General features: G+C 41.8%; 21 protein-coding genes and 1 riboswitch (1 of these 22 only partly in view). Of the genes, 18 read left to right on the top strand and 3 right to left on the bottom strand.

What is annotated here, in order from left to right:
* The 8 genes from ACZ5B7_RS19820 to map form a co-directional block, all read left to right on the top strand.
* Positions 1-713: the 3' portion of a glucose 1-dehydrogenase gene (locus ACZ5B7_RS19820; protein ID WP_464490725.1), read on the top strand. The gene continues 31 nt to the left of window position 1, outside the view; the window shows 713 of its 744 coding nt (coding positions 32-744); its start codon lies off the left edge, out of view; it ends in the stop codon at positions 711-713.
* Between the two features lie 314 nt (positions 714-1,027).
* Positions 1,028-2,134 (top strand): iron-containing alcohol dehydrogenase family protein, encoded by a 1,107-nt coding sequence (locus ACZ5B7_RS19815; RefSeq protein WP_464490724.1) that lies wholly within the window; start codon positions 1,028-1,030, stop codon positions 2,132-2,134.
* Positions 2,135-2,159: 25 nt separating this feature from the next.
* Positions 2,160-3,152 (top strand): ABC transporter substrate-binding protein, encoded by a 993-nt coding sequence (locus ACZ5B7_RS19810; protein ID WP_464490723.1) that lies wholly within the window; start codon positions 2,160-2,162, stop codon positions 3,150-3,152.
* Positions 3,153-3,392: 240 nt separating this feature from the next.
* On the top strand, positions 3,393-4,190 hold the full coding sequence (locus ACZ5B7_RS19805; RefSeq protein WP_464490722.1) for an ABC transporter permease: 798 nt from the start codon (positions 3,393-3,395) through the stop codon (positions 4,188-4,190).
* A gap of 1 nt (position 4,191) precedes the next feature.
* On the top strand, positions 4,192-5,019 hold the full coding sequence (locus tag ACZ5B7_RS19800; RefSeq protein ID WP_464490721.1) for an ABC transporter ATP-binding protein: 828 nt from the start codon (positions 4,192-4,194) through the stop codon (positions 5,017-5,019).
* Positions 5,020-5,054: 35 nt separating this feature from the next.
* A complete protein-coding gene (locus ACZ5B7_RS19795) occupies positions 5,055-6,257 on the top strand; it encodes an aminotransferase-like domain-containing protein (protein ID WP_464490720.1) in 1,203 nt (400 codons plus the stop codon).
* A 241-nt stretch (positions 6,258-6,498) separates the two neighbouring features.
* The gene (locus ACZ5B7_RS19790) at positions 6,499-7,326 is read left to right on the top strand and encodes a dienelactone hydrolase family protein (protein ID WP_464490719.1); all 828 of its coding nucleotides are present in this window, start codon (positions 6,499-6,501) and stop codon (positions 7,324-7,326) included.
* 127 nt (positions 7,327-7,453) lie between these two features.
* Positions 7,454-8,194: a type I methionyl aminopeptidase gene (map, locus tag ACZ5B7_RS19785; RefSeq protein WP_423798661.1), complete on the top strand. Its 741-nt coding sequence runs from the start codon at positions 7,454-7,456 to the stop codon at positions 8,192-8,194.
* Between the two features lie 48 nt (positions 8,195-8,242).
* Here the strand turns inward: map and ACZ5B7_RS19780 are convergent, their stop codons facing one another.
* Positions 8,243-8,371: a hypothetical protein gene (locus tag ACZ5B7_RS19780; protein ID WP_464490718.1), complete on the bottom strand. Its 129-nt coding sequence runs from the start codon at positions 8,369-8,371 to the stop codon at positions 8,243-8,245.
* A 215-nt stretch (positions 8,372-8,586) separates the two neighbouring features.
* On the opposite strand from ACZ5B7_RS19780, the gene ACZ5B7_RS19775 reads away from it, so the two are divergent.
* Entirely contained in the window at positions 8,587-9,891 is a 1,305-nt protein-coding gene (locus ACZ5B7_RS19775; RefSeq protein ID WP_464490717.1) for a LytS/YhcK type 5TM receptor domain-containing protein, read from the top strand.
* Positions 9,892-9,925: 34 nt separating this feature from the next.
* Here the strand turns inward: ACZ5B7_RS19775 and ACZ5B7_RS19770 are convergent, their stop codons facing one another.
* Together ACZ5B7_RS19770 and dapA are read right to left on the bottom strand one after the other, a co-directional pair.
* On the bottom strand, positions 9,926-10,696 hold the full coding sequence (locus ACZ5B7_RS19770; protein ID WP_213145360.1) for a sulfite exporter TauE/SafE family protein: 771 nt from the start codon (positions 10,694-10,696) through the stop codon (positions 9,926-9,928).
* 200 nt (positions 10,697-10,896) lie between these two features.
* On the bottom strand, positions 10,897-11,784 hold the full coding sequence (gene dapA, locus ACZ5B7_RS19765) for a 4-hydroxy-tetrahydrodipicolinate synthase (protein ID WP_464490716.1): 888 nt from the start codon (positions 11,782-11,784) through the stop codon (positions 10,897-10,899).
* A 112-nt stretch (positions 11,785-11,896) separates the two neighbouring features.
* Positions 11,897-12,077, bottom strand: a riboswitch (Lysine riboswitch).
* A gap of 228 nt (positions 12,078-12,305) precedes the next feature.
* Between dapA and ACZ5B7_RS19760 the strand changes: the two genes are divergently transcribed.
* The 9 genes from ACZ5B7_RS19760 (at position 12,306) to ACZ5B7_RS19720 (ending at position 20,445) form a co-directional block, all read left to right on the top strand.
* Complete coding sequence (locus tag ACZ5B7_RS19760) at positions 12,306-13,259, top strand: alpha/beta hydrolase (protein ID WP_464490715.1); 954 nt, start codon at positions 12,306-12,308, stop codon at positions 13,257-13,259.
* A 98-nt stretch (positions 13,260-13,357) separates the two neighbouring features.
* On the top strand, positions 13,358-14,290 hold the full coding sequence (locus tag ACZ5B7_RS19755; RefSeq protein WP_464490714.1) for a D-2-hydroxyacid dehydrogenase: 933 nt from the start codon (positions 13,358-13,360) through the stop codon (positions 14,288-14,290).
* 22 nt (positions 14,291-14,312) lie between these two features.
* A complete protein-coding gene (locus ACZ5B7_RS19750; RefSeq protein WP_464490713.1) occupies positions 14,313-15,200 on the top strand; it encodes an NAD(P)-dependent oxidoreductase in 888 nt (295 codons plus the stop codon).
* 166 nt (positions 15,201-15,366) lie between these two features.
* Positions 15,367-16,383: an NADP-dependent oxidoreductase gene (locus tag ACZ5B7_RS19745; RefSeq protein ID WP_464490712.1), complete on the top strand. Its 1,017-nt coding sequence runs from the start codon at positions 15,367-15,369 to the stop codon at positions 16,381-16,383.
* A gap of 164 nt (positions 16,384-16,547) precedes the next feature.
* Positions 16,548-17,216 (top strand): phosphatase PAP2 family protein, encoded by a 669-nt coding sequence (locus ACZ5B7_RS19740; RefSeq protein ID WP_464490711.1) that lies wholly within the window; start codon positions 16,548-16,550, stop codon positions 17,214-17,216.
* A gap of 107 nt (positions 17,217-17,323) precedes the next feature.
* Entirely contained in the window at positions 17,324-18,223 is a 900-nt protein-coding gene (gene purU / locus ACZ5B7_RS19735) for a formyltetrahydrofolate deformylase (RefSeq protein WP_464490710.1), read from the top strand.
* Positions 18,224-18,336: 113 nt separating this feature from the next.
* Positions 18,337-18,474 (top strand): hypothetical protein, encoded by a 138-nt coding sequence (locus ACZ5B7_RS19730; RefSeq protein WP_423798653.1) that lies wholly within the window; start codon positions 18,337-18,339, stop codon positions 18,472-18,474.
* A gap of 308 nt (positions 18,475-18,782) precedes the next feature.
* Positions 18,783-19,784: an LLM class flavin-dependent oxidoreductase gene (locus ACZ5B7_RS19725; RefSeq protein ID WP_464490709.1), complete on the top strand. Its 1,002-nt coding sequence runs from the start codon at positions 18,783-18,785 to the stop codon at positions 19,782-19,784.
* A 127-nt stretch (positions 19,785-19,911) separates the two neighbouring features.
* Positions 19,912-20,445, top strand: a complete 534-nt coding sequence (locus tag ACZ5B7_RS19720; protein ID WP_464490708.1) for a cysteine hydrolase family protein — start codon at positions 19,912-19,914, stop codon at positions 20,443-20,445.
* Positions 20,446-20,474 lie beyond the last annotated feature (29 nt).

Below are 20,474 nucleotides of genomic sequence, written 5' to 3'. Positions count from 1 at the left end.
CAGGAGGCGGAGGAGGGATTGGCAGAGCTACAGCAATTCGCTTTGCACAAGAAGGAGCCCGGTTGGTCATTGCCGATTATAGTGAAAAAGCGGGAGCAGAAACCGTTCAGCTGGTCAATGAAATTGGCGGCGAAGCTAAGTTTATTCAAACTGATATGACCAAACCCGAAGATGTACAGATTATGGTTCAAGAAACCATAGATACTTATGGCAAATTAGATATTTTATTTAATAATGCTGGTGTAAAAAGTGGCGAGAGTAAGATTCCAGATGTTTCGTTTGAAGAATGGCAGAAGGTGTTTGATGTAAATACAAATGGAGTTTTCTTAGGATTAAAATATGCCATTCCCCAGATGTCTTCAGGCGGTTCTATCATCAATACAGCAAGTATCGCCGGCATCAAAGGCCAAAAGTTGGTCGCAGCTTATTCTGCATCAAAAAGCAGTGTAATGGCCCTTACGAAAACAGCGGCAACTGAGTTTGGGAAAAAGAATATTCGTGTGAATGCAATCGCTCCAGGAATCATTGATACGAATATGGTTGAGGATTGGAAGAAAACAAAAAAATGGCCAGTGTTATCAACAGCAAATGCACTGAACCGAATTGGTTATCCTGAGGAGATTGCTAACTTAGTTTTATTCCTTGCTTCAGATGAAGCATCCTTCATTACAGGCGAAACGATCGTAATTGATGGTGGTACATTGAACTTGTAATTTGTGTGAAACTTAGATTCATATTTGATAAAATATTTTGCGCTAGTAAACTTCCATTTTGGATTTTTACTAGCGCTTTTTTAAACTCTTTTTCAAAAAATCACCTTTGCACAGTTTATATGGAGACTATAAATATTATCAGAATAATAAAAATGGAAAATATATCAAGAAAGTTAAATGTTTGAATAATTATCAATTGAATGTTGTAAATATAAGTTTTAGAAAATTTATATAATTATATTGACATAAAATGGACAAACATTTATATTAGTAGAATATTATTCATACGCAGGAACTAAAAGGGGAAATTGTAAATGAAAGTAATCGTCGGTCCGGGACAATATGTCAGAAATCCTGGGATTCTAGCAGATGCAGGATTATACATAAGAAACTTTGGAACAACCGCTATTCTGATTGGCGGGAATACCAGTCGTCAGGTAATTGAGGAACCATTACGGCAAAGTCTAGAAGAGCATGAGATCACGTTGAAACAGTCTCTTTGGTATGGCGGTGAATCCTCCCAATCGAATATTGATAGGTTGATAGATCAATTAAAATCTGAAACCTTTGATGTTCTGATTGCTACAGGTGGAGGTAAAGCATTGGATACTGTAAAAGCGGTGGCGTATCAATTGGAGAAACCGCTTGTGGCTATTCCAACGATTGCAGCCACTTGTGCGGCGGCAACACCCATCAGCATCATCTACAGTGATGGAGGGGAATTCCTTGAAATCAGCCGAAATGCTAAAGCACCGGAAATGGTACTTGTGGACACGAACATCATTCTTGAGGCACCTGTCCGCTATTTAGTGGCTGGAATCGGCGATACATTGGCTAAATGGTTTGAAACGAAGTGTTCGATAAAGAAAGCTGTGCCAAACGCCATTAACCAAACAGCCATCGCGATTGCTGGGCAGCTTTATCAAACCTTGCTGAAATCTGGAAAAGCAGCTGTACAATCGATTCAAGAGCAAACCTTAACCAAGGAGTTAGAGGCCATTATAGATGCCGTCATTTTAGTCAGCGGTAGTGTCAGTGGTTATGGCGGTGATGATTGCCGGACTGCAGCAGCCCATGCGATTTACTCAGGGTTGACCATCTTCCCGGAAATACATGATACCTATCACGGCGAAATTGTGGCATTTGGTATTTTAGCGCAGCTTTGTATGGAAGGATTAGAAGCGGGAGAGGTAAGGTCGTTAATCGAATATTACCAAGAAGTTGATCTGCCATATACATTGCAGCAAATGGGAATAAAGGAATTAACATCAGAACAATGGAAACAGCTAGGTGAAATAACTGTGACCATTGAAGATATGGAGAATATGCCATTCGCAGTTACACCGGACATGGTCGTGACATCTGTTCAAAAAGCAGATGAAATTGGAACAACAATGTTAGTTGCGACTAATAAAAGATAAAGAAAATCTTAGGGGGAATTTAATTATGAAAAAATGGCTAGTTATGCTTTGTTCAATCATGTTAGTACTAGCATTAGCGGCTTGTGGGAAAGACGAAGCTGCAAGCGGTAGCTCAAAGGAAAAGAAATCATCAGAACCGTTAAAGGTAACATTGCCTACCTGGACAGGTTATGGTCCATTATTTTTGGCAAAAGAAAAAGGCTTCTTTAAGAAAAACGGCGTCGATGTAGAGCTTTCCATCGTTGAAGGTTTGGGAGAGCGTAAGCAGGCATTAGCCAGCGGGAAAATCGACGGCATGGCAACAGCATTGGATGTTCAAGTAACACTTGCTGCAGCTGATATTCCGGTGAAAGTTGTTTGGTTATTGGATGATTCTTACGGTGGGGACGGAATTCTTGTTAAAAACAACATCAAAGATGTAAAAGATTTAAAAGGGAAAAAGGTTGCGTTTGAAGTGGGCTCTACCAGCCATATGCTTGCTTTAACTGCATTGAAGCAAGGCGGCTTAACGGAAAAAGACGTAGAAGTAGTACAAATGTCTGCAGGTGATGCTGGTGCCGCTTTTGCAGCAGGCAAAGTGGATGCTGCTGTAACTTGGGAGCCATGGTTATCAAAAGGATCTGAAGCAAACGGCAAAGTTTTATTATCAACAAAGGATCTTCCAGGAATAATTGTAGATACCATCAGCTTTAAAGAAGACGTCATTAAAAACCGTCCAGACGATGTAAAAGCATTTGTTAAGGCGATGGGTGAAGCAATGGCTTACTGGAAAGAGCATAAAGATGAAGCAGACGAAATCATGGCAAAAGGATTAAAGATTGATACAAAAGAATTTGTTGCGACCGAATCAGGCTTGAAGTTTTTCACAAAAGAGGATAACACCAAATTATTTGGTTCAGAAAGCAGCAAAGGCTCCATCTATCAATCAACAGAAAATGCCATTAAGTTTTACAAAGAGCAAAACATTATCAAAAAAGAGCCAAAAGCGGAAGATGTGCTTAATCCAAGCTTCCAATAAAGTGAAACTTCCATCAGTGGGGGAATCTTCAGCTCCCCACTGATGGTTAGTTGAACCAATCGGACCTTTACGGGCAGTTGATCCCCCACCTATCGTCAATTTAATCTGATTCTTGAGGTGGGGGATCTTACTGCCCGTTAAGGCGGGATAAAGGATAGAGTAGAAAGCCTAATATATGAGGCGGGTTCGGTCCTCATATATTAGGCCTTTTTAAGAGATTAAGAGAATTGGGTGAGAAAAATGATTGCAAAATTATTAACGCCGAATAAGGACATACCAAAAAAGCTGTATAGTACGGCAGGACTTGTAACGTTTCTTTTATTTTTGTTAGTTTGGTCAGTACTGACCTTTGGTGGAATTGTGAACCCGCTGTTTTTGCCGACACCTACTGCTGTGTTGACTACGGGTGTTGATTTATTTGTCAATGGAGACCTGTTGTCTGATATCGGCATCAGTTTTACAAGGGTATTGGTTGGATTTTTGGTTGCCGCCCTAATCGGTATTCCTCTCGGGATTTTGATGGGCTCGCTAAAAATTATGGAGGGAGCTTTTGAACCAATCATCGGATTCATTCGCTATATGCCGGCATCTGCATTCATTCCTTTGTTGATTTTATGGATTGGCCTTGGCGAACCGGAGAAAATGAGTGTCATTTTCTTAGGGACATTTTTTCAGCTGACGCTTATGATCATGGACGTTACCAAAAATGTTCAAAATGATTTAATTGAAGTTTCCTATACATTAGGAGCAAAACGAGGGCAGTTGTTTACAAAAGTTATTCTGCCAGCAGCGTTGCCGGGGATTGTCGATACACTCCGGATTACATTTGGCTGGGCTTGGACTTATTTAGTTGTAGCCGAAATTGTCGGAGCATCAAGTGGTTTAGGCTACATGATTATGCAGGCATCCCGTTTCCTGCAGCCTGATAAAATTATCGTTGGAATCTTAATCATCGGAATTCTCGGCTTGTTAACCGATATGATTTTCAAAGCCATTTATCGGGCATCGTTTTCATGGATGAGAAAGGATGGGTTGTAATATGGTCATTCAAGCGGCGAAAAACATAATCGAAAACAATGCCCCTCAGGCAAAAACACCAAAGCTTGAAATTAAAGAAGTCGGTAAAGTTTTTAAAACAAAGAGCGGTGAAACGACGGCATTGGAGAAGACTTCCTTTTCCGTTAGCGATGGGGAGTTTGTCACCATTTTGGGTCCTTCCGGATGCGGTAAATCAACAGTGTTGAGGATTGTTGCGGGGTTGGAGGAAGCGACTTCTGGACAGGTTCTTATTGATGGACAGGAAGTAAATGGCCCGGGACCAGACCGGGGGATGGTGTTTCAGTCATACACCTTGTACCCTTGGTTAACGGTAAAGGATAATATTTCCTTTGGATTAAAATTAAAAGGGGTTTCGCAAAAGGAACGGGATGATGTAGCACGGCATTATCTGCAATTGATTGGTTTGGAAGGGTTTGAAAAACACTACCCAATCCAATTATCAGGGGGGATGAAGCAGCGAGTTGCCATCGCTCGTGCACTCGCCAATGACCCTAAGATTCTTCTGATGGACGAACCGTTTGGTGCTTTAGATGCCCAAACAAGAAATATTATGCAGGAAGTGCTATTAAAAGCGTGGGAGGAATCTAAGAAGACAATTTTGTTCATTACACACGATGTCGAGGAATCGATCTTCTTGGCCGATTCGGTTTACGTTATGACGGCAAGACCAGGCCGCCTAAAGAAAAAAGTGCCGATTGCTTTGGAGAGACCGAGAGAGTTCAGTGTAAAAGGGTCGGTTGAATTTGCCCAATATAAAGAGGAATTACTGTCACTCATCAGGGAAGAGAGTTTAAAAGCAATTAACTAACAGATTGAGTTCGTAGTGAAAGGTGTTTGTTTAACGTGAAAATTGATTCTTTTTTTCCTGACAATGTGAAAGCGGCGTTAAAGAACGACCCGCCTGGGGAATGGATGCCTGCATTGCCTAAGAAGTGCATCCGTTTAAGCTCGGGGTATCCTGCGCCTAGCCTCGTTCCTTCAGGTGAAATAAAGGCGGCGGCGGGGAATTTACTTGATGAGGAGCGTGATTTGCCTCTGCATTATCTTGGAAGTCCTCGGATGGAAAAATTAAAACAGCAAATCCAGAACCGCTTGGCTGAGCGCGGCATAAAGGTACAAGGGGATGAACTGTTAATTACAGCAGGGGCATGTCAGGCGATTGATTTAATTGCGCGCGTGCTGCTTGATGAACAAGTGGTCGTAGCTGTGGAAGCACCAACCTATATGGAAGCATTGGAAATTTTCCGCAACTATACTAATCAAATCATCAGTATTCCGATTGATGACAAGGGGATACAGACGGAAACGTTCGCTGAAATTCTTGCTGGAAGAAAACGTGCAGGGCTGACCTTGCCACGGCTTCTATACACAATTCCAACCTTTCAAAATCCGACTGGGACCACTTTGACCTTGGAACGTCGGAAACAGCTATTGGAGCTTGCGGAGGAATACGATTTCCTTATTTTAGAGGACGATGCCTATGGAGAGCTTGCATTTGGAGAAAGCCCGTTGACATTAAAAGCGCTGGATAAAGAAGGTCGTGTTTTCCATGTTGGCTCCTTATCGAAAGTGGTTGCCCCAGGAATGCGAGTTGGCTGGATTGCGGGTGAGCATCAATTTATTACGGCTTTTTCATGGTTTAAGAAGGATTTAGACCATCCATTTACCCAAGCGACAATGGCCGCATATTTAGAAAAAATTGAACTGGATGAGAGGTTGGCTGAGTTAAAATCAGTATACCGGAGCAAAAGTGAAAGGCTGGTTCAGTATTTAGAGAAGTACTTTCCCGAATCAGTGTCTTGGTATGTTCCCCAGGGCGGCTACTTTGTCTGGGTAAAGGTTCCGGGTGTTGATACAGCTGAACTGCTAGACCAGGCCTTAGACGCAGGTGTTTCGTATGTGCCAGGGAAGTTCTTTTTTGCAAACCAACATGATGGTATCGAGTATCTTCGCTTATCGTTCAGCTATGAGTCTGAAGCGCGAATGGAAAAGGGCGTTCAGATACTTGGAGAGCTCATAGCTGATAACTTAAAGAAAACAACCTAAATTGTAGGTTGTTTTTTTTTATCCAAAATGTATATTTCATTTGCCTTAATTTGTGCCATCTAGATCAACCCAACCTTGAGATTTTAATACTTGGAATTGCGTTTGAAGAGTAACAGTTAAAAATAGGCGAATAAATTCAAAATCTCCATAATTAGCCACACAAGGGCGGTTCACTTTATTTAAAAAAGCAGCATTATTATGGTAAATTGGGATAGAACAATACATAAAAGAGGTGTCATTCATGCCAGTACATTCAGAATGGAGAACATTTGCAGGAACAGACGGCGATGTTCGTGCTTATTTTGCTTCAGTTGAACCTGTTGCCGAACCAAGGCCGACAGTCATTGTAATTCAGGAAATGTGGGGTGTTGACGCCCATATTAGAGATGTGGTTGAGCGTTTTGCAGCCGCAGGTTATGTTGCCATTGCACCAGACCTATTTGCAGAAAATGGAGTAAGGCCTGAGGACCTTGGCGAGGAGAAAGTAAAAGAGGCCAAACATTTTCTCCACTCTATTCCACATCAAGCGTGGTTCAACCCAGATATACGGGAAGAGGAAATTTCAAAACAGCCTCATGACCGGCAACTAACATTACGCGCGACGTTAACCAAACTGCTTGGAGTCTTAGATCCAAGCAAATCTGAAGGATTTGTCAATCTTTTAAAAGCGACCGCTGATTATGCTCGAAATACGTATTCTCATACAAAGGGGATGTCGGTCTCCTCTGTCGGATTTTGTTTGGGCGGCGCCTTATCTGCGGCGCTTGCTGTTAACGACCCGAAACATGCAGGATCTGTTGTGTTCTACGGCCGTCCCCCAAAAGAAAATATAGACAATATTCAATGTCCAATCCTTGGTTTTTACGGAGGAAACGACCCGAATATCACAAATTTGATTCCTGCTTTTGAGGAAGAAATGAAAAAGTTTGGGAAATCCTTTGAAGCAATTGTCTATCCTAATGCACCGCACGCATTTTTTAATGATACGAATCCAACTTATAATGCACGCTATGCAAGGGATTCTTTTGCTAAAGCGCTAACGTTCTTGCATCAGGTTACCGCCGAATAATTTCAAGAAAACAGGTACTAACGAAATTATAGTACCTGTTTTTTACTTGTTTTTTTCGAAAAAGAAAGGCTACAATAGAATTTATAAGTCTTTTGACAAACTAAACTAACATAAGTAGGGGAATTGCATGATTGTTAAAACAGAAGAAGATATCAATGGAATAAAGGAAATTGGCCGGATTGTCGGTGCTATTCGTGATGAATTGGTGGAACGGACCAAGCCAGGTATCACTACGAAAGAGCTTGATGAAATTGCCGGTCAGCTTTTTGAAAAAGAAGGGGCCATTTCCGCGCCAAAAGGGGAATATGACTTTCCTGGCTATACCTGTATTAGTGTTAATGAGGAGGTTGCCCACGGGATTCCGGGCAATCGCGTCATTAATGAAGGGGACCTCGTTAACATTGATGTGTCGGCCTCAAAGAATGGTTATTTCGCAGACACGGGCATTTCCATTGTTGTCGGTCAAGGGGACGAAGTGCTGATAAAATTATGTGAAACGGCACAAGCAGCTTTTGATGCTGGCCTGAAAAAAGCAAAACCAGGGTCAAAAAAGAGCGGGATTGGCAAAGCGGTTTATCAAACTGCTAAGCAGCATGGATTCACCGTTATTAAAAACCTGACAGGTCATGGAATTGGCCGAAGAATTCACGAACGCCCAGACCATATCTACAATTACCATGAACCTTGGGATGATGAGCTACTGAAAGAAGGAATGGTGATCGCCTTCGAACCATTTATTTCCACACATGAGGAAGAGGTATATGAAAAAGGCGACGGCTGGACCTACATTACGGAAAAAAGCTTTGTCGCTCAAATCGAACATACGTTGATTCTGACGAAAAATGGGCCGATCATCGTAACTAAATAGGAGCGAACGTTAAAAGGATAACCCTTGGAGAAGAGTTATCCTTTTTTCTTATTGATTTTTCTTGTTTTGCCTTGCCGCTTTCTTACGTTCTTTTTTACTTAAAGATGATTCGGAGCCAAATTCAGCATCGTTGCTGCCAGTATGAGGCTGGTTACGATTGTTATTACGATTTGTCATGGGTTCTCCTTTCATATGTACCTTCGTTAATTTGGCAAATTAGCCATTCATATAATGCAAGTATTTATGAAAAAATATTCATTGGAAATTTTTATTGATAAACGTATAAGGCGAAATTTTCCTTTAATTACAAGTATGTAAATGCTATAATAAATGGGCTGTGTTTTCTCTATTTTAACCTTGGAAATACACAAAACATGAAGGGGCTGCCTGCAATGGATTTTGTTTATATTAATCACAATGTTTTAGATAATGTGTTTTATATAATTGTCAGTCTGTTAATGTTTTTTGTGTTAGTTGATAACGTCAAAAAATTTCAACAGTATCGGAAAACCCTTCTGACAGCCTGCATGAGTTTACCGATCATACTTTGTATGAAATTCCCGATATACATTGACCAGTATTGTGTACATGATTTGAGGCAAATTCCAGTATTTATTGGAACACTTTATGGCGGATGGCCAGTCGGGGCTGTTCTATTGGTGATGATGTTAACATCCCGCTTTGCCATTTACGGTATGAATGATATTACATTAGTTGTATATATTGTGATATTTGTGGCAACAGCCCTATTTTCAGGAAGATTTAATAGGTATAATCGAAAAAATAAATTGATCAGTTCCGTATTCCTGACTATTGTCCTTGAGGTTTTTACGACTTATATCGCCTTATGGATGTCTGATATATTTGTTGTGACAGAAGCATACATTTTTTATTTTATCATTCTGCCTCCTATTCTTATGTTTTTTATGGTATATATCATTGAATTATTGTCTGATGCTATGTATATCCGATCAAAAATAGTTAAGTTTGAAAAAATGGAGGTTGTCAGCCAATTGGCGGCAAGTATTTCACACGAAGTTCGAAATCCTTTAACCGTTGTAAAAGGATTTATTGAATTGCTGAAATCTCCTAATCTATCTCTAGACGAGAAGAAACGCTATATTGAACATATAGAAAGAGAACTTCATAATGCGGAATCGATTATTAGTGATTACTTGGCCTTCGCAAAACCAGCAATTGAAAAAGTAGAACCACTTCTAATCGAACAAGAGATCCGCAATGTCATTGATATCATGAATCCTTTAGCAAAAATGAGCTCTGTGATTATTACAGATAATCTTGGTCAAGGAACCGTTCAAGGGAATAAGAATTATTTTCGCCAATGCTTTTTAAACTTAATAAAAAATGCTATCGAAGCAATGCCAAACGGCGGGGAGCTTCATGTTGTTTCAGCGCTTAAAAAAAATAAGGTCACCGTTAAAATTGTTGATACCGGTGTCGGCATGAGCAAAGAGCAAATAAACCGCTTCGGTGAGCCTTACTACAGCAGTAAAACAAAGGGTACAGGATTAGGTTCCATGGTCGCGGTGAAAACCATTCAGACAATGAACGGGAAGCTTGATATTGAGAGTATCTTAAATGTTGGAACGACCATTACCATCACATTACCTGCCTTTATAACAGAATATAAAATGGTTCAGATGGATAGCCATTTAAAGTTAGAAACTGAATTTTAACAAAAAAGAGCTTAAACGTTTAAGCTCTTTCTTATTATAATCCGATAAGTTTTAACGCGCTAAAAATGATGACCGCTGAGATGACCGTACGAAGGGGCTTTGTCGGTACTTTTGAAGATAAGGTACTCCCTACTAAAACGCCTGGGATCGACCCGATTAACAGGTTCCCTACAAGCATATAATTGACAGTTCCGGCATTCGCGTGAAGGAGTCCGGCAACAGTCACTAATAAAAAGGCATGGGCAATGTCGGTGCCAACCAGCTCAGATCCTTTCAAACGGTAGAGATATAGCATGGCAAGGGCAAATAATGATCCTGATCCTATTGAAGTCAGGCCGACGATAAAGCCGAAACCGGCACCGATTAAAATTGTTAATGTTCGTTTTTCCTCAATCGGCCTTAATTGCCAGCGGTTCGGCCTGATTTTATTATCAAAAAATGTCTTAATTAAAATGGCTGTGGCCACTAGAATAAGGACATAGCCAAGTCCATGTTTGATAATTTGTTCTTGATTGTGGAAATATTTTTCAAAGACCTGAAGGATGAGAATGGCTCCTGTTGCACTTGGGACACTTCCGATTGCAAGATACTTCATGAGTTTAAAGTTAATCGTTTTCTGTCTCCAATGCTGAATGACTCCAAACAGTTTGGTAATGGAGTTGTAAACTAGGTCCGTTCCCACCGCAATGGAAGGCTGAATTCCGACCATGATGAGCACCGGGGTTAACAACGCTGCCCCTCCAACCCCTGTTAGACCTACCAATAAACCAACTAATAATCCCATTAATGCAATTCCTATGCTCATGTTGGGGGCCTCCTTCTTTTGTGACTAATTCCGAGTAAATATATGTGAATTATAGAGTTTGAAGAAGGTTTTGTAAACACTTTTCTGAATTTATTAAAGAAATATTTTTGCAGTGAGGATAGGGGGGGAAGCAGAAATTAAAAAAAGCAGGACAAATCGAACGGGAGCCCGCTCGATTTGTCCTGCTTTCGGGTATTACTCTAAATAACTTCCAGTTCCCTATTTTGCAATAGGACATTCTGAAGTGTTCTGGTTTCCTCTTCGTTTAAAGGAATTAACGGCAAGCGCAGACCGCCGACGTTGACCCCTTTCATATTTAGGGCTGCTTTTACAGGTGCTGGGCTTGGTGCTGCAAATAAAGCTTTCATAATTGGCAGTAATTCACGGTGTGCAGCAGCAGCGCCTGCTAAATCCCCATTTTTAAAGCGTGACACCATATCCTGCATTTCATTCCCGATAATATGGGATGCAACGGAAATCACACCAACGCCGCCAATCGAAAGCACCGGCAAGGTCATTCCATCATCACCGCTGTATAAAGAAAAGTCATCAGCAGTTTGTTTAATAATTTCGGCCATGTCATCCAAGTGGCCGCTAGCTTCCTTAACCGCTACAATATTAGGAATCTGAGAAAGGCGGATGACCGTTTCAGCAGATATATTGACGACACTGCGCCCTGGAATATTATAAAGCATTACCGGAAGAGAAGTAGATTCAGCAATCGCTTTAAAATGCTGATACATGCCTTCCTGGGATGGTTTATTATAGTATGGGGCAACGAGCATGATGCCGTCTACACCGACTTCTTCTGCTAGCTTTGTTAGACTGATTGAGGCTCTTGTGTTGTTTGAGCCAGTCCCTGCAATAACGGGAACTCTCCCGTCCGCAACTTCAACCACAAATTTAAATAAAGCCACTTTTTCCTCAGTTGATAAGGTAGGGGACTCACCGGTTGTTCCACAAACCACCAACCCGTCAGTACCATTCGCTAATAAATAATTTACTAAATCTCTCGTCGCATTAAAATCAATTTCGCCATCCTGATCAAACGGAGTCACCATTGCTGTTAAAACTTGGCCAAAGTACATGAATTTCACCCTTTTAAAATTATTTTTAAAAAGAGGTAAGGCCAAACGCAAAAAGCAGCTGCGGGAAAGGCCCAACAGCTGCATCAGAAACGTTAATTTTACAAGTTCCCCTGCGTGAGATAGCCCTCCATATAGTTTCCTATATGACAATTCTGTATTTATTCAATAACAGAACCAGCTCCCGGAACAATGAGATCCTCAGAAGCTTCGGCAAATTCCCCTTTCCGCCACCGTCAACGGGTCTCATTACCCTTGGATGGTTTACTGATGGTCTTTGCGCCTCTATCCTCACTTCATAAGGTATGAAGTAAGAAGTATGTAATTAAAATTAATATAACAGAATATTCCTATTTGTTCAAGGGTTTTTGATAAAAAATACTAAAATCGTATATTTATTGATAGTTATATGGAAACTGGGTATCATCATATATAAGTAAAGGAAATCACTGGTAAACTTGACCGAAGGTAGCACCGATGCGATTTCTCCTCATAATCTTTTAAAATACGAGAGGAGTTTTTGGATGACATTAAGACCATATGTAGAGCAATTTCTAGCGGGAAATCCATTAGGAGAGCTCAACACAACGGAAGATCTAATCAATTATCGAGGGGCGGCATTGGCATTTCTGCCGCCGGAAAACGAAAGACCTCAGGTACAAGCCATTGAAAATCGTACAATCGATGGGTCTAAAGGGCAGGAAGTACCTATTCGTATCTATACGCTAGCCGGTGAAGGTCCGTTTCCGTTGTTCCTTTTTTTCCATGGCGGCGGATTTGTCGTTGGTGATGTAGATAGCTATGATGTGCTGGGCCGATTATTAACCATTCACACCGGTGCAAAAGTTATTTCGGTTGATTATCGATTAGCGCCTGAACATCCGTTCCCAGCCGCCCCTGAGGATTGTTATGCAGCGGTGAAATGGGCTGCTGAGCATGCGTCTGAGTTAAATGGCAATCCAAATAATATTATTGTCGGAGGCGACAGTGCCGGAGGAGCGTTATCGGCTGCGGTGACTTTAATGGCGCGAGACCTGCAGGGGCCAAAAATCGCTAAACAAATCTTAATGTATCCTGTTATCGATTTCCATCCATTAGATGGTTCCTCCATCTACCCATCCTATTCGAAAAATGCCGATGGGTTTGGGGTAACAAACACTCATATGAGACTTTTCTGGGTTTTATATCTTGAAAAAGAAGAGGACCGAAAGCATCCATATGCATCACCAATCAAAGCAGAGGATCTAAGCGGTCTGCCGCCGGCATTGGTTTTAACGGCGGAGTATGATGTGCTGCGAGATGAGGGGGAAATGTATGCAAAGCGGTTACGTGATACGGGCGTTCCAGTAACCGCTAAACGCTTTGAGGGTATGGTCCATGGTTTCCTGCAATTTTTTGCGGACCAGGATGAAGCTGTGGAGTCCTTTGATTTGATGAAGGAATTTGTTCATCAAAAAGCATCTGCAGCTTCCAAATAATGAGGTAGAGAGCAGGGGATTTACAGCCTTGCTCTTCTTTTTTGAGTTTTTTCCCAATTATCCTTAAAATGGAGTTAATGTTGAAGAGGTGAATTATTGTGAAAATCGAAAATATTTTAATTGTCAGCCCCATGTATCAGGAGCTTCGAGCATACATCCAAAATGCGGGCGTCCAAAAGAATTTCCGTTATATCCCCGAGGCTGAAGTGACTCAGGAGGATTTGAAATGGGCGGATGCACTTGTATCTTTTAATCTCAAATCGGATTACGATTACAGTCATTTAAAATGGGTGCACTCGCTCGGTGCGGGAGTTGACCGCTTTTTATATAAAAAGACCTGGGACGATAGTGTACTTTTAACAAGGACAGTTTGTACGTTTGGTCAAAGAATCGGAGAGTATTGTTTAAGCTACATATTAAGAGACTTACAATGTCACGAGGAGTTTCGGGAATTACAGCTGCAGAAAAAATGGCAGCAACGGACTCCGAAGCTATTAAATGAACTCAAAGTGATGGTCTATGGAACCGGTGAAATTGGGCAGGCTGTCGCCAAGCTTTTTTCTAGTTTCGGAGTGGAGGTTTACGGCGTCTCCCAAAGTGGAAAAGAAAAAGAGTATTTTAAAGAGGCTTTGGCTGTTGAATCTCATTTTACCATCCTAGGGGAAATGGATGTGATCATCAACACGATGCCGCTGACGGAAGAAACGGCTGGATTTTTTAATAGTCAAGTCTTTCAAAAAGTAACAAATGCCGGTTTTATTAATGTAGGGCGGGGAGCATCGGTGGATGAAGAATCATTGCTGCAAGCTTTGGAAGACGGGCAGGTCCGGTATGCTGTCTTGGATGTTTTTACACAGGAGCCGCTGCCGGAAAATCATCCATTATGGAAACATCCTGGCGTACTGATTACCCCTCATATTTCAGCGGTAACGACACCTGAAGAAGGGGCGGCGTGTTTTTTGGATACACTCAGAAACTTGGAAGAAAACAAACCTCTTAACAATAGAGTAGATACCAATAAGGGATATTAGAATAACAGGAGGATGAACGAAAATGACACGAGTAATCGGCTTTATCGGCCTTGGAAATATGGGAGAGCCTATGGTTATGAATTTATTGAAGGCCGGTTTTCAGGTGAAGGTTTACAATCGAACTCCCGAGAAAACAAAGGCAGTTGTTGAAGCTGGCTCCGAGCAAGTGAACAGGCCAGCAGACGCCGCAGTACCTGGCGGAATCGTGATTACGATGGTGGCAAACGATCAGGCAGTGGAAGAGCTAGTATTGGGACCAAATGGGTTTGGGGAAGTGCTTGGTCAGGGCGGTATCCATTTATCAATGAGTACGATAGCTCCAGCAACTTCACGTAAATTAGCAGCTTATCATCAGGAGCACGGCAGTCAATATGTCGCCTCTCCTGTTTTTGGCCGTCCGGAAGCAGCGGCAGCTCAAAAATTGAATATTCTTAGCTCAGGGTCCAGTGTGGCGAAAGAGCGGGTAAAATCCATCCAGGAAGCGCTCGGCCAGCGTGTTTTTGATGTTGGGGAGGAGCCTGAAAGTGCCAATGTCATCAAGTTAGGCGGAAATTTTATGATTATGGCAGCAATGGAAGCCATGGCCGAAGCCTTTAATTTAGCTGAGAAAAATGGTATTGACCGGCAGTTGGCTGCTGAAATTTATGCATCAACCTTATTTAATTGTACAGTGTATCAAGGCTATGGCCAGATGATTGCCCACAAGCAGTTTGAACCGGCGGGTTTTCAGCTGGCGCTTGGTCTTAAGGATTGCAACCTAGTTTTGGAGGAAGCAAACTCGACCCAGACACCGATGCCGTTAGCGGGTCTATTACATAACCGCCTGCTCGCCTCAGTGGCCAAAAATCGCGGAAATCAGGATTGGGCTGCACTTGCTAGAATTGCTCTTGAAGAAGCGGGATTGGAATAACAGGATGCAGCGAAGGATATTGCCGAAATAGTAAGAAAAATAGGATAAATTGAAGGTATACGCGCATTAATTTTGTGTTCTGGCAGGAGAATGGCCGTAAAAGTAGAACATTATAATCAAGCACCTAGAATTGCTTCTTGGAGTAGATAAAACAGGGAGTGGTTAGATGACAAACCTTTTGAACAGAAAAATTTTATTGGCTAGCCGGCCAGTAGGAATGCCAGATGAAAGCAATTTTGAATTTATTGAGGAGAATGTTCCTGAACTTCAGGATGGTGAAGTGCTAATACGGTCACTTTATTTGTCTGTTGACCCTTATATGAGAGGCCGGATGTCGGATGCCAAATCTTATGCCAAGCCATATGAAGTAGGTCAGCCATTTAAAGGCGGGGGCGTTGGAAAAGTAATCGAATCGAAAAATTCTCGGTTTGAAGCGGGGCAGTATGTAGATGGCCTTATGGAATGGGCTGAGTATAACGTTTCTGATGGAAGCGGTCTTCGCAGACTTAACCCAGAATTGGCACCTGTGACTACTGCACTGCATGTGCTCGGAATGCCTGGATTAACTGCTTATTTTGGATTGTTATACATAGGGGAGCCGAAGGAAGGGGAAACGGTCGTCGTTTCAGGAGCATCTGGAGCTGTTGGAACAGTTGTCGGTCAAATCGCTAAATTAAAAGGCTGCCGAGTCGTTGGTATTGCAGGCGGAGACGATAAATGCGCCTATTTAACCGAGGAACTAGGTTTTGATGCTGCGATTAACTATAAAACAGCAGATAACCTTCGCAAAGCATTGAAGGAAGCCTGCCCTAACGGTGTCGATGTTTATTTCGACAATGTTGGGGGTACTGTAAGCGATGCGGTGATGTCCTTAATTAACTTCCAGTCCAGAACCGCCATTTGCGGACAAATCTCTCAATATAATGCGGATAAGCTGCCTATCGGTCCAAGAGTGGCTGGTCAGTTGTTGACAACCAGTTCCATGATGAAGGGCTTCATTGTTTCTGACTATGCCCAGCACAACAAGGAAGGCATAACACAGCTAACCCAGTGGGTAAGGGAAGGAAAAATCAAATACCGTGAAACGATTGTCGAAGGCTTTGATAACACTGTAGATGCCTTCCTAGGACTTTTCCGGGGTGACAACATTGGTAAACAGCTGGTGAAAGTGGCTGAGGAATAAAGAAGAAAAGAAGTGTCCTTTTGGGGCACTTTTTGTGTTTTGCCCGGGGCGGGTATAAAACGGTATTAGAAGTAACAAACAAGTTGCCTATTTTACCCGAAGCTTTATGATATAAACAGAAATAGGGTAAAATAAAGGAAATTTTATCGGTGAGGTTACCTGTAATGAACTTGAAGTTTCAGCTAACACGAGCATTCATCATAAGTGTCATCTCCCTTGCAGCCTTTGCATTGATGGCAACGCTTATCGAGGCTCATAAGATTGTCCAATTTGATAGCACCATAATAAATTCGGTTCAGGGACTTGAGTCACCTGCTTTAACAGCCATCATGAAATTTTTCACCTTTATTGGGTCGACAAAAATAGTGGTAATTCTCAGCATCCTTATTATTTACTTTCTCTATAAGGTGCTTTACCATCGGCTGGAATTGATATTATTCATTGCCGTGATTGCGGGAACCCCGATTATCAATTCCATATTAAAATCAATCTTTCACCGAGCGCGGCCCGAATTTCATCGATTGATAGAAATCGGTGGCTATAGTTTTCCGAGCGGACATGCGATGAATGCATTTTCTGTATATGGAATACTTGCCTTCCTGCTTTGGAGACATATTGCTACCCGAACAGGCCGAACACTGTTGATTTTTTTTAGTATCATTATGATTTTGATGATTGGCATCAGCCGTATCTATTTGGGTGTTCATTATCCAAGTGATATTATTGGCGGCTATTTTGCGAGCGGGTTTTGGATGGCAACAACAATCTGGTTTTTCCAATGGTATGTAGAAAGGCAGCCGCAATTAAAAGGCAGGCAGTTGAAAAAGACGTAAAAAATGGAGTGGCGCGCCACCCGTTTTTTTATTTAGATGGTGACAAGGCCCTACTTTAAATTGTATAATAATTCACAATAATTAAAATGAGGGTAGAGGTAGCTATCATGAGTTCGTTTTTTAAAGATCAGCTAGAACAATTTCAAGAGAAGAATCAAAATCGCGGCAGGCTTTTAGTCAGTTGTCCGGATCAACCGGGTATTGTGGCCGCCATTTCACAATTTTTATATTCCTACAATGCAAATATTATTGAGTCCAATCAGTATTCTACTAATCCAGAGGGCGGGCGTTTTTTCATCAGAATTGAATTTGAATGCCCCTCTTTAAAAGATAAAGCTCAGGAAATGAAACAGAAATTTATTGAGATTGCTGCGCAGTTTTCAATGGAATGGAGCTTTAGACCGGTTTTTGAGGTGAAAAGAACGGCGATTTTTGTATCAAAGGAATTGCACTGTCTGCTTGAACTCTTATGGGAATGGCAAAGCGGTGATTTATTGACGGACATCGCTCTTGTCATCAGCAATCATGAAGAGGCTAGGGATGTGGTCGAAGGACTGAATATTCCGTTCTACTATATTCCTGCCAATAAGGACATTCGTGCGGAGGTTGAAGCCAAGCAATTGCAGCTCCTCAAAGAACATGAAATTGATGTCATCGTGCTGGCCCGCTATATGCAAATTTTGACGCCGAACTTTGTGGCTGCTAACCCAAATAAAATTATCAACATCCACCATTCGTTCCTGCCAGCCTTTATTGGGGCGCGGCCGTATGAACGGGCATATGGCCGCGGTGTAAAATTAATCGGGGCCACCTCCCATTATGTGACCAATGATTTGGACGAGGGGCCAATTATCGAGCAGGATATTGCCCGGGTTGACCACCGTTCGAATGTTGAGGCCCTTAAGAAAATCGGCCGTTCGATCGAACGGAGTGTATTAGCGCGTGCGGTCAAATGGCATTTAGATGACCGGGTTATTGTCCATGAGAATAAGACGATTGTCTTTTAATGCGAAGTTATATAATTTAAAAAGCCATGCTGATTGGGTGGCTTTTTTGCGTTAGTCTGGAAGAATGAAGCTTTCAATTCAGTTCATAATAAGAACGAAAAGGAGTGAATTTCATGGATAAGAAATATAACACAAACGATGATGCAACGGTGGAATTAAAGAAGGCACTCAATAAAACCAAACCGCCGCAAAACCGGATGAGCGAAGCGGAGAGAAGAATGAAATATGGTGAAAAAGGAAATGAAGTTTAAACTTACCTGAATCCAATAAAAAATAGAGGTGAAAAAAATGGCAGATAAAAATCCAATTGAGTACTCAGGGAAGGTATTGGACCAGAGAAATACCCTAACTGGTCCAGACGATTCAGGAAAAACGGGTTATCCGAAACCTCCAAAGCATGTATCAATACAGCAGAAGAATAATAACGATTAAGTTTGAATGGAAAGGGTGTCGGGATGGTGCGGCACCTTTTTCTTTTTGTATAAGCATTTAATTTTTGTTCCTAAACTGTCATTGTTACTATAGTAGTGTATCTGTTTAAAGAAAGGACTTATAAATAATGACAAATACTCATATACCAGTTTCAGTATTAAACCTTGCCCCAATTCGGGAAGGACAAGATTCAAAACAAGCGATTGATGCAATGGTGGATTTAGCACAGTCAGTTGAAAAAATGGGATATAAACGTTATTGGATTGCGGAACACCACAACACCCCGACGCTGGTCAGTTCTGCAACTGCCATTTTAATAAAACATACCTTAGAACATACAAATGAAATTAGCGTGGGCTCGGGCGGGATTATGCTCCCGAACCACTCCCCTTTGGTAGTTGCTGAACAATTCGGAACGATGGCAACCATTTATCCGGGGCGGGTTGAACTTGGTCTCGGCCGCGCGCCTGGAACAGACATGATGACAGCAAATGCACTAAGACGTTCGAAAAACGATTCTGTCTTTACGTTTCCTGAAGATGTTAAAGCGTTGCAAACGTATTTTGGACCTGAAGACCAGCAAGGTTATGTGCGGGCATATCCTGGGGCAGGAACGAATGTCCCTATTTATATTCTTGGTTCCTCGACAGATTCTGCTTACTTAGCGGCAAGTCTGGGACTTCCATATGTTTTTGCCTCCCATTTTGCGCCAAGATACATGGAGGATGCGATTTCGATTTATCGCAGCCGGTTCCAGCCGTCTGAGTATTTGGATCAGCCATACATGATGGTTTGTTTAAACGTGGTTGCTGCAGCAACAGACGAGGAAGCAAGTTTCTTATCAACTACGATGCGGCAATTTTCCCTAAATGTTGTTCGCGGTTCCCGCATGCCATTGCAGCCGCCGGTTGAAAATATGGAACAAATTTGGACTCCAATGGAGAAGGAAATGGTGATGTCCATGTCCAGAATGACGATGTTGGGAAGTAAAGAGACCGTCCGGGAGCAGTTGTCAGCATTTCAGGAAAAATATAATGTGGATGAACTTATGGCTGTTACCTATATTTATGATGTTGAAAAACAAAAACGGTCGTATGAGATATTAAAGGAAATTGTGGACGGGAAATAGGTAAAAAGTGCAAATATCTTGCGGGATATTTGCGCTTTTTTATTATCTTATTTGTACGGATTTTATGGAAAAAAGATGTAAAATTAGTGGGGGCAATTAAAAAATTCGCTGAAAGGGGAATGGATTAATGGGAGAAGGAAAATCATCATTACTGGTTATAGACGTTCAGTTAGGTCCGCTTTGGGGGACTTATAAAAAGGATGAAACGTTTTCCGTGATACAAAAGATGATTGCTAAAGCGGAAAGAGAAAATGTCCCTGTTTTTTACATTCAGTTTGAAGGTCCGGAGGGTGATTTGCTGGCAAGGGGAACACAGTTTTGGAAGTTTGCTCCGGGGATTACTCCCCGCGAGCAGGATGTTGTGATCCACAAACGGGCGGCGGATTCTTTTTATCAAACGGATTTACAAGAGGAGTTGCAAAATCGCGGTGTGACCAACCTTGTTGTAGTCGGTGTGAGAACAGAATTCTGCATTGATACGACGTGCCGTTCAGCCTTGTCACAAGGTTTTGATGTTACATTAATTGAGGACGGTCATACCACTGTTGACGCAGTTTTTTCTGCCGAGCAGGTAATAAATCATCATAATCATACCCTGAGAGGAGTGAAGACTCCTGAACACAAGATTGCCGTTGTGAAGTCGGATGAGGTTATCTTTTAAATTAAGAACTTTTTGCGTCGTATGTCTAG

The organism is Neobacillus sp. S1115, from assembly GCF_055385565.1.
The sequence above is the reverse complement of the archived record's forward strand: the minus strand, read 5'-3'. Positions and strand labels throughout refer to the sequence as shown.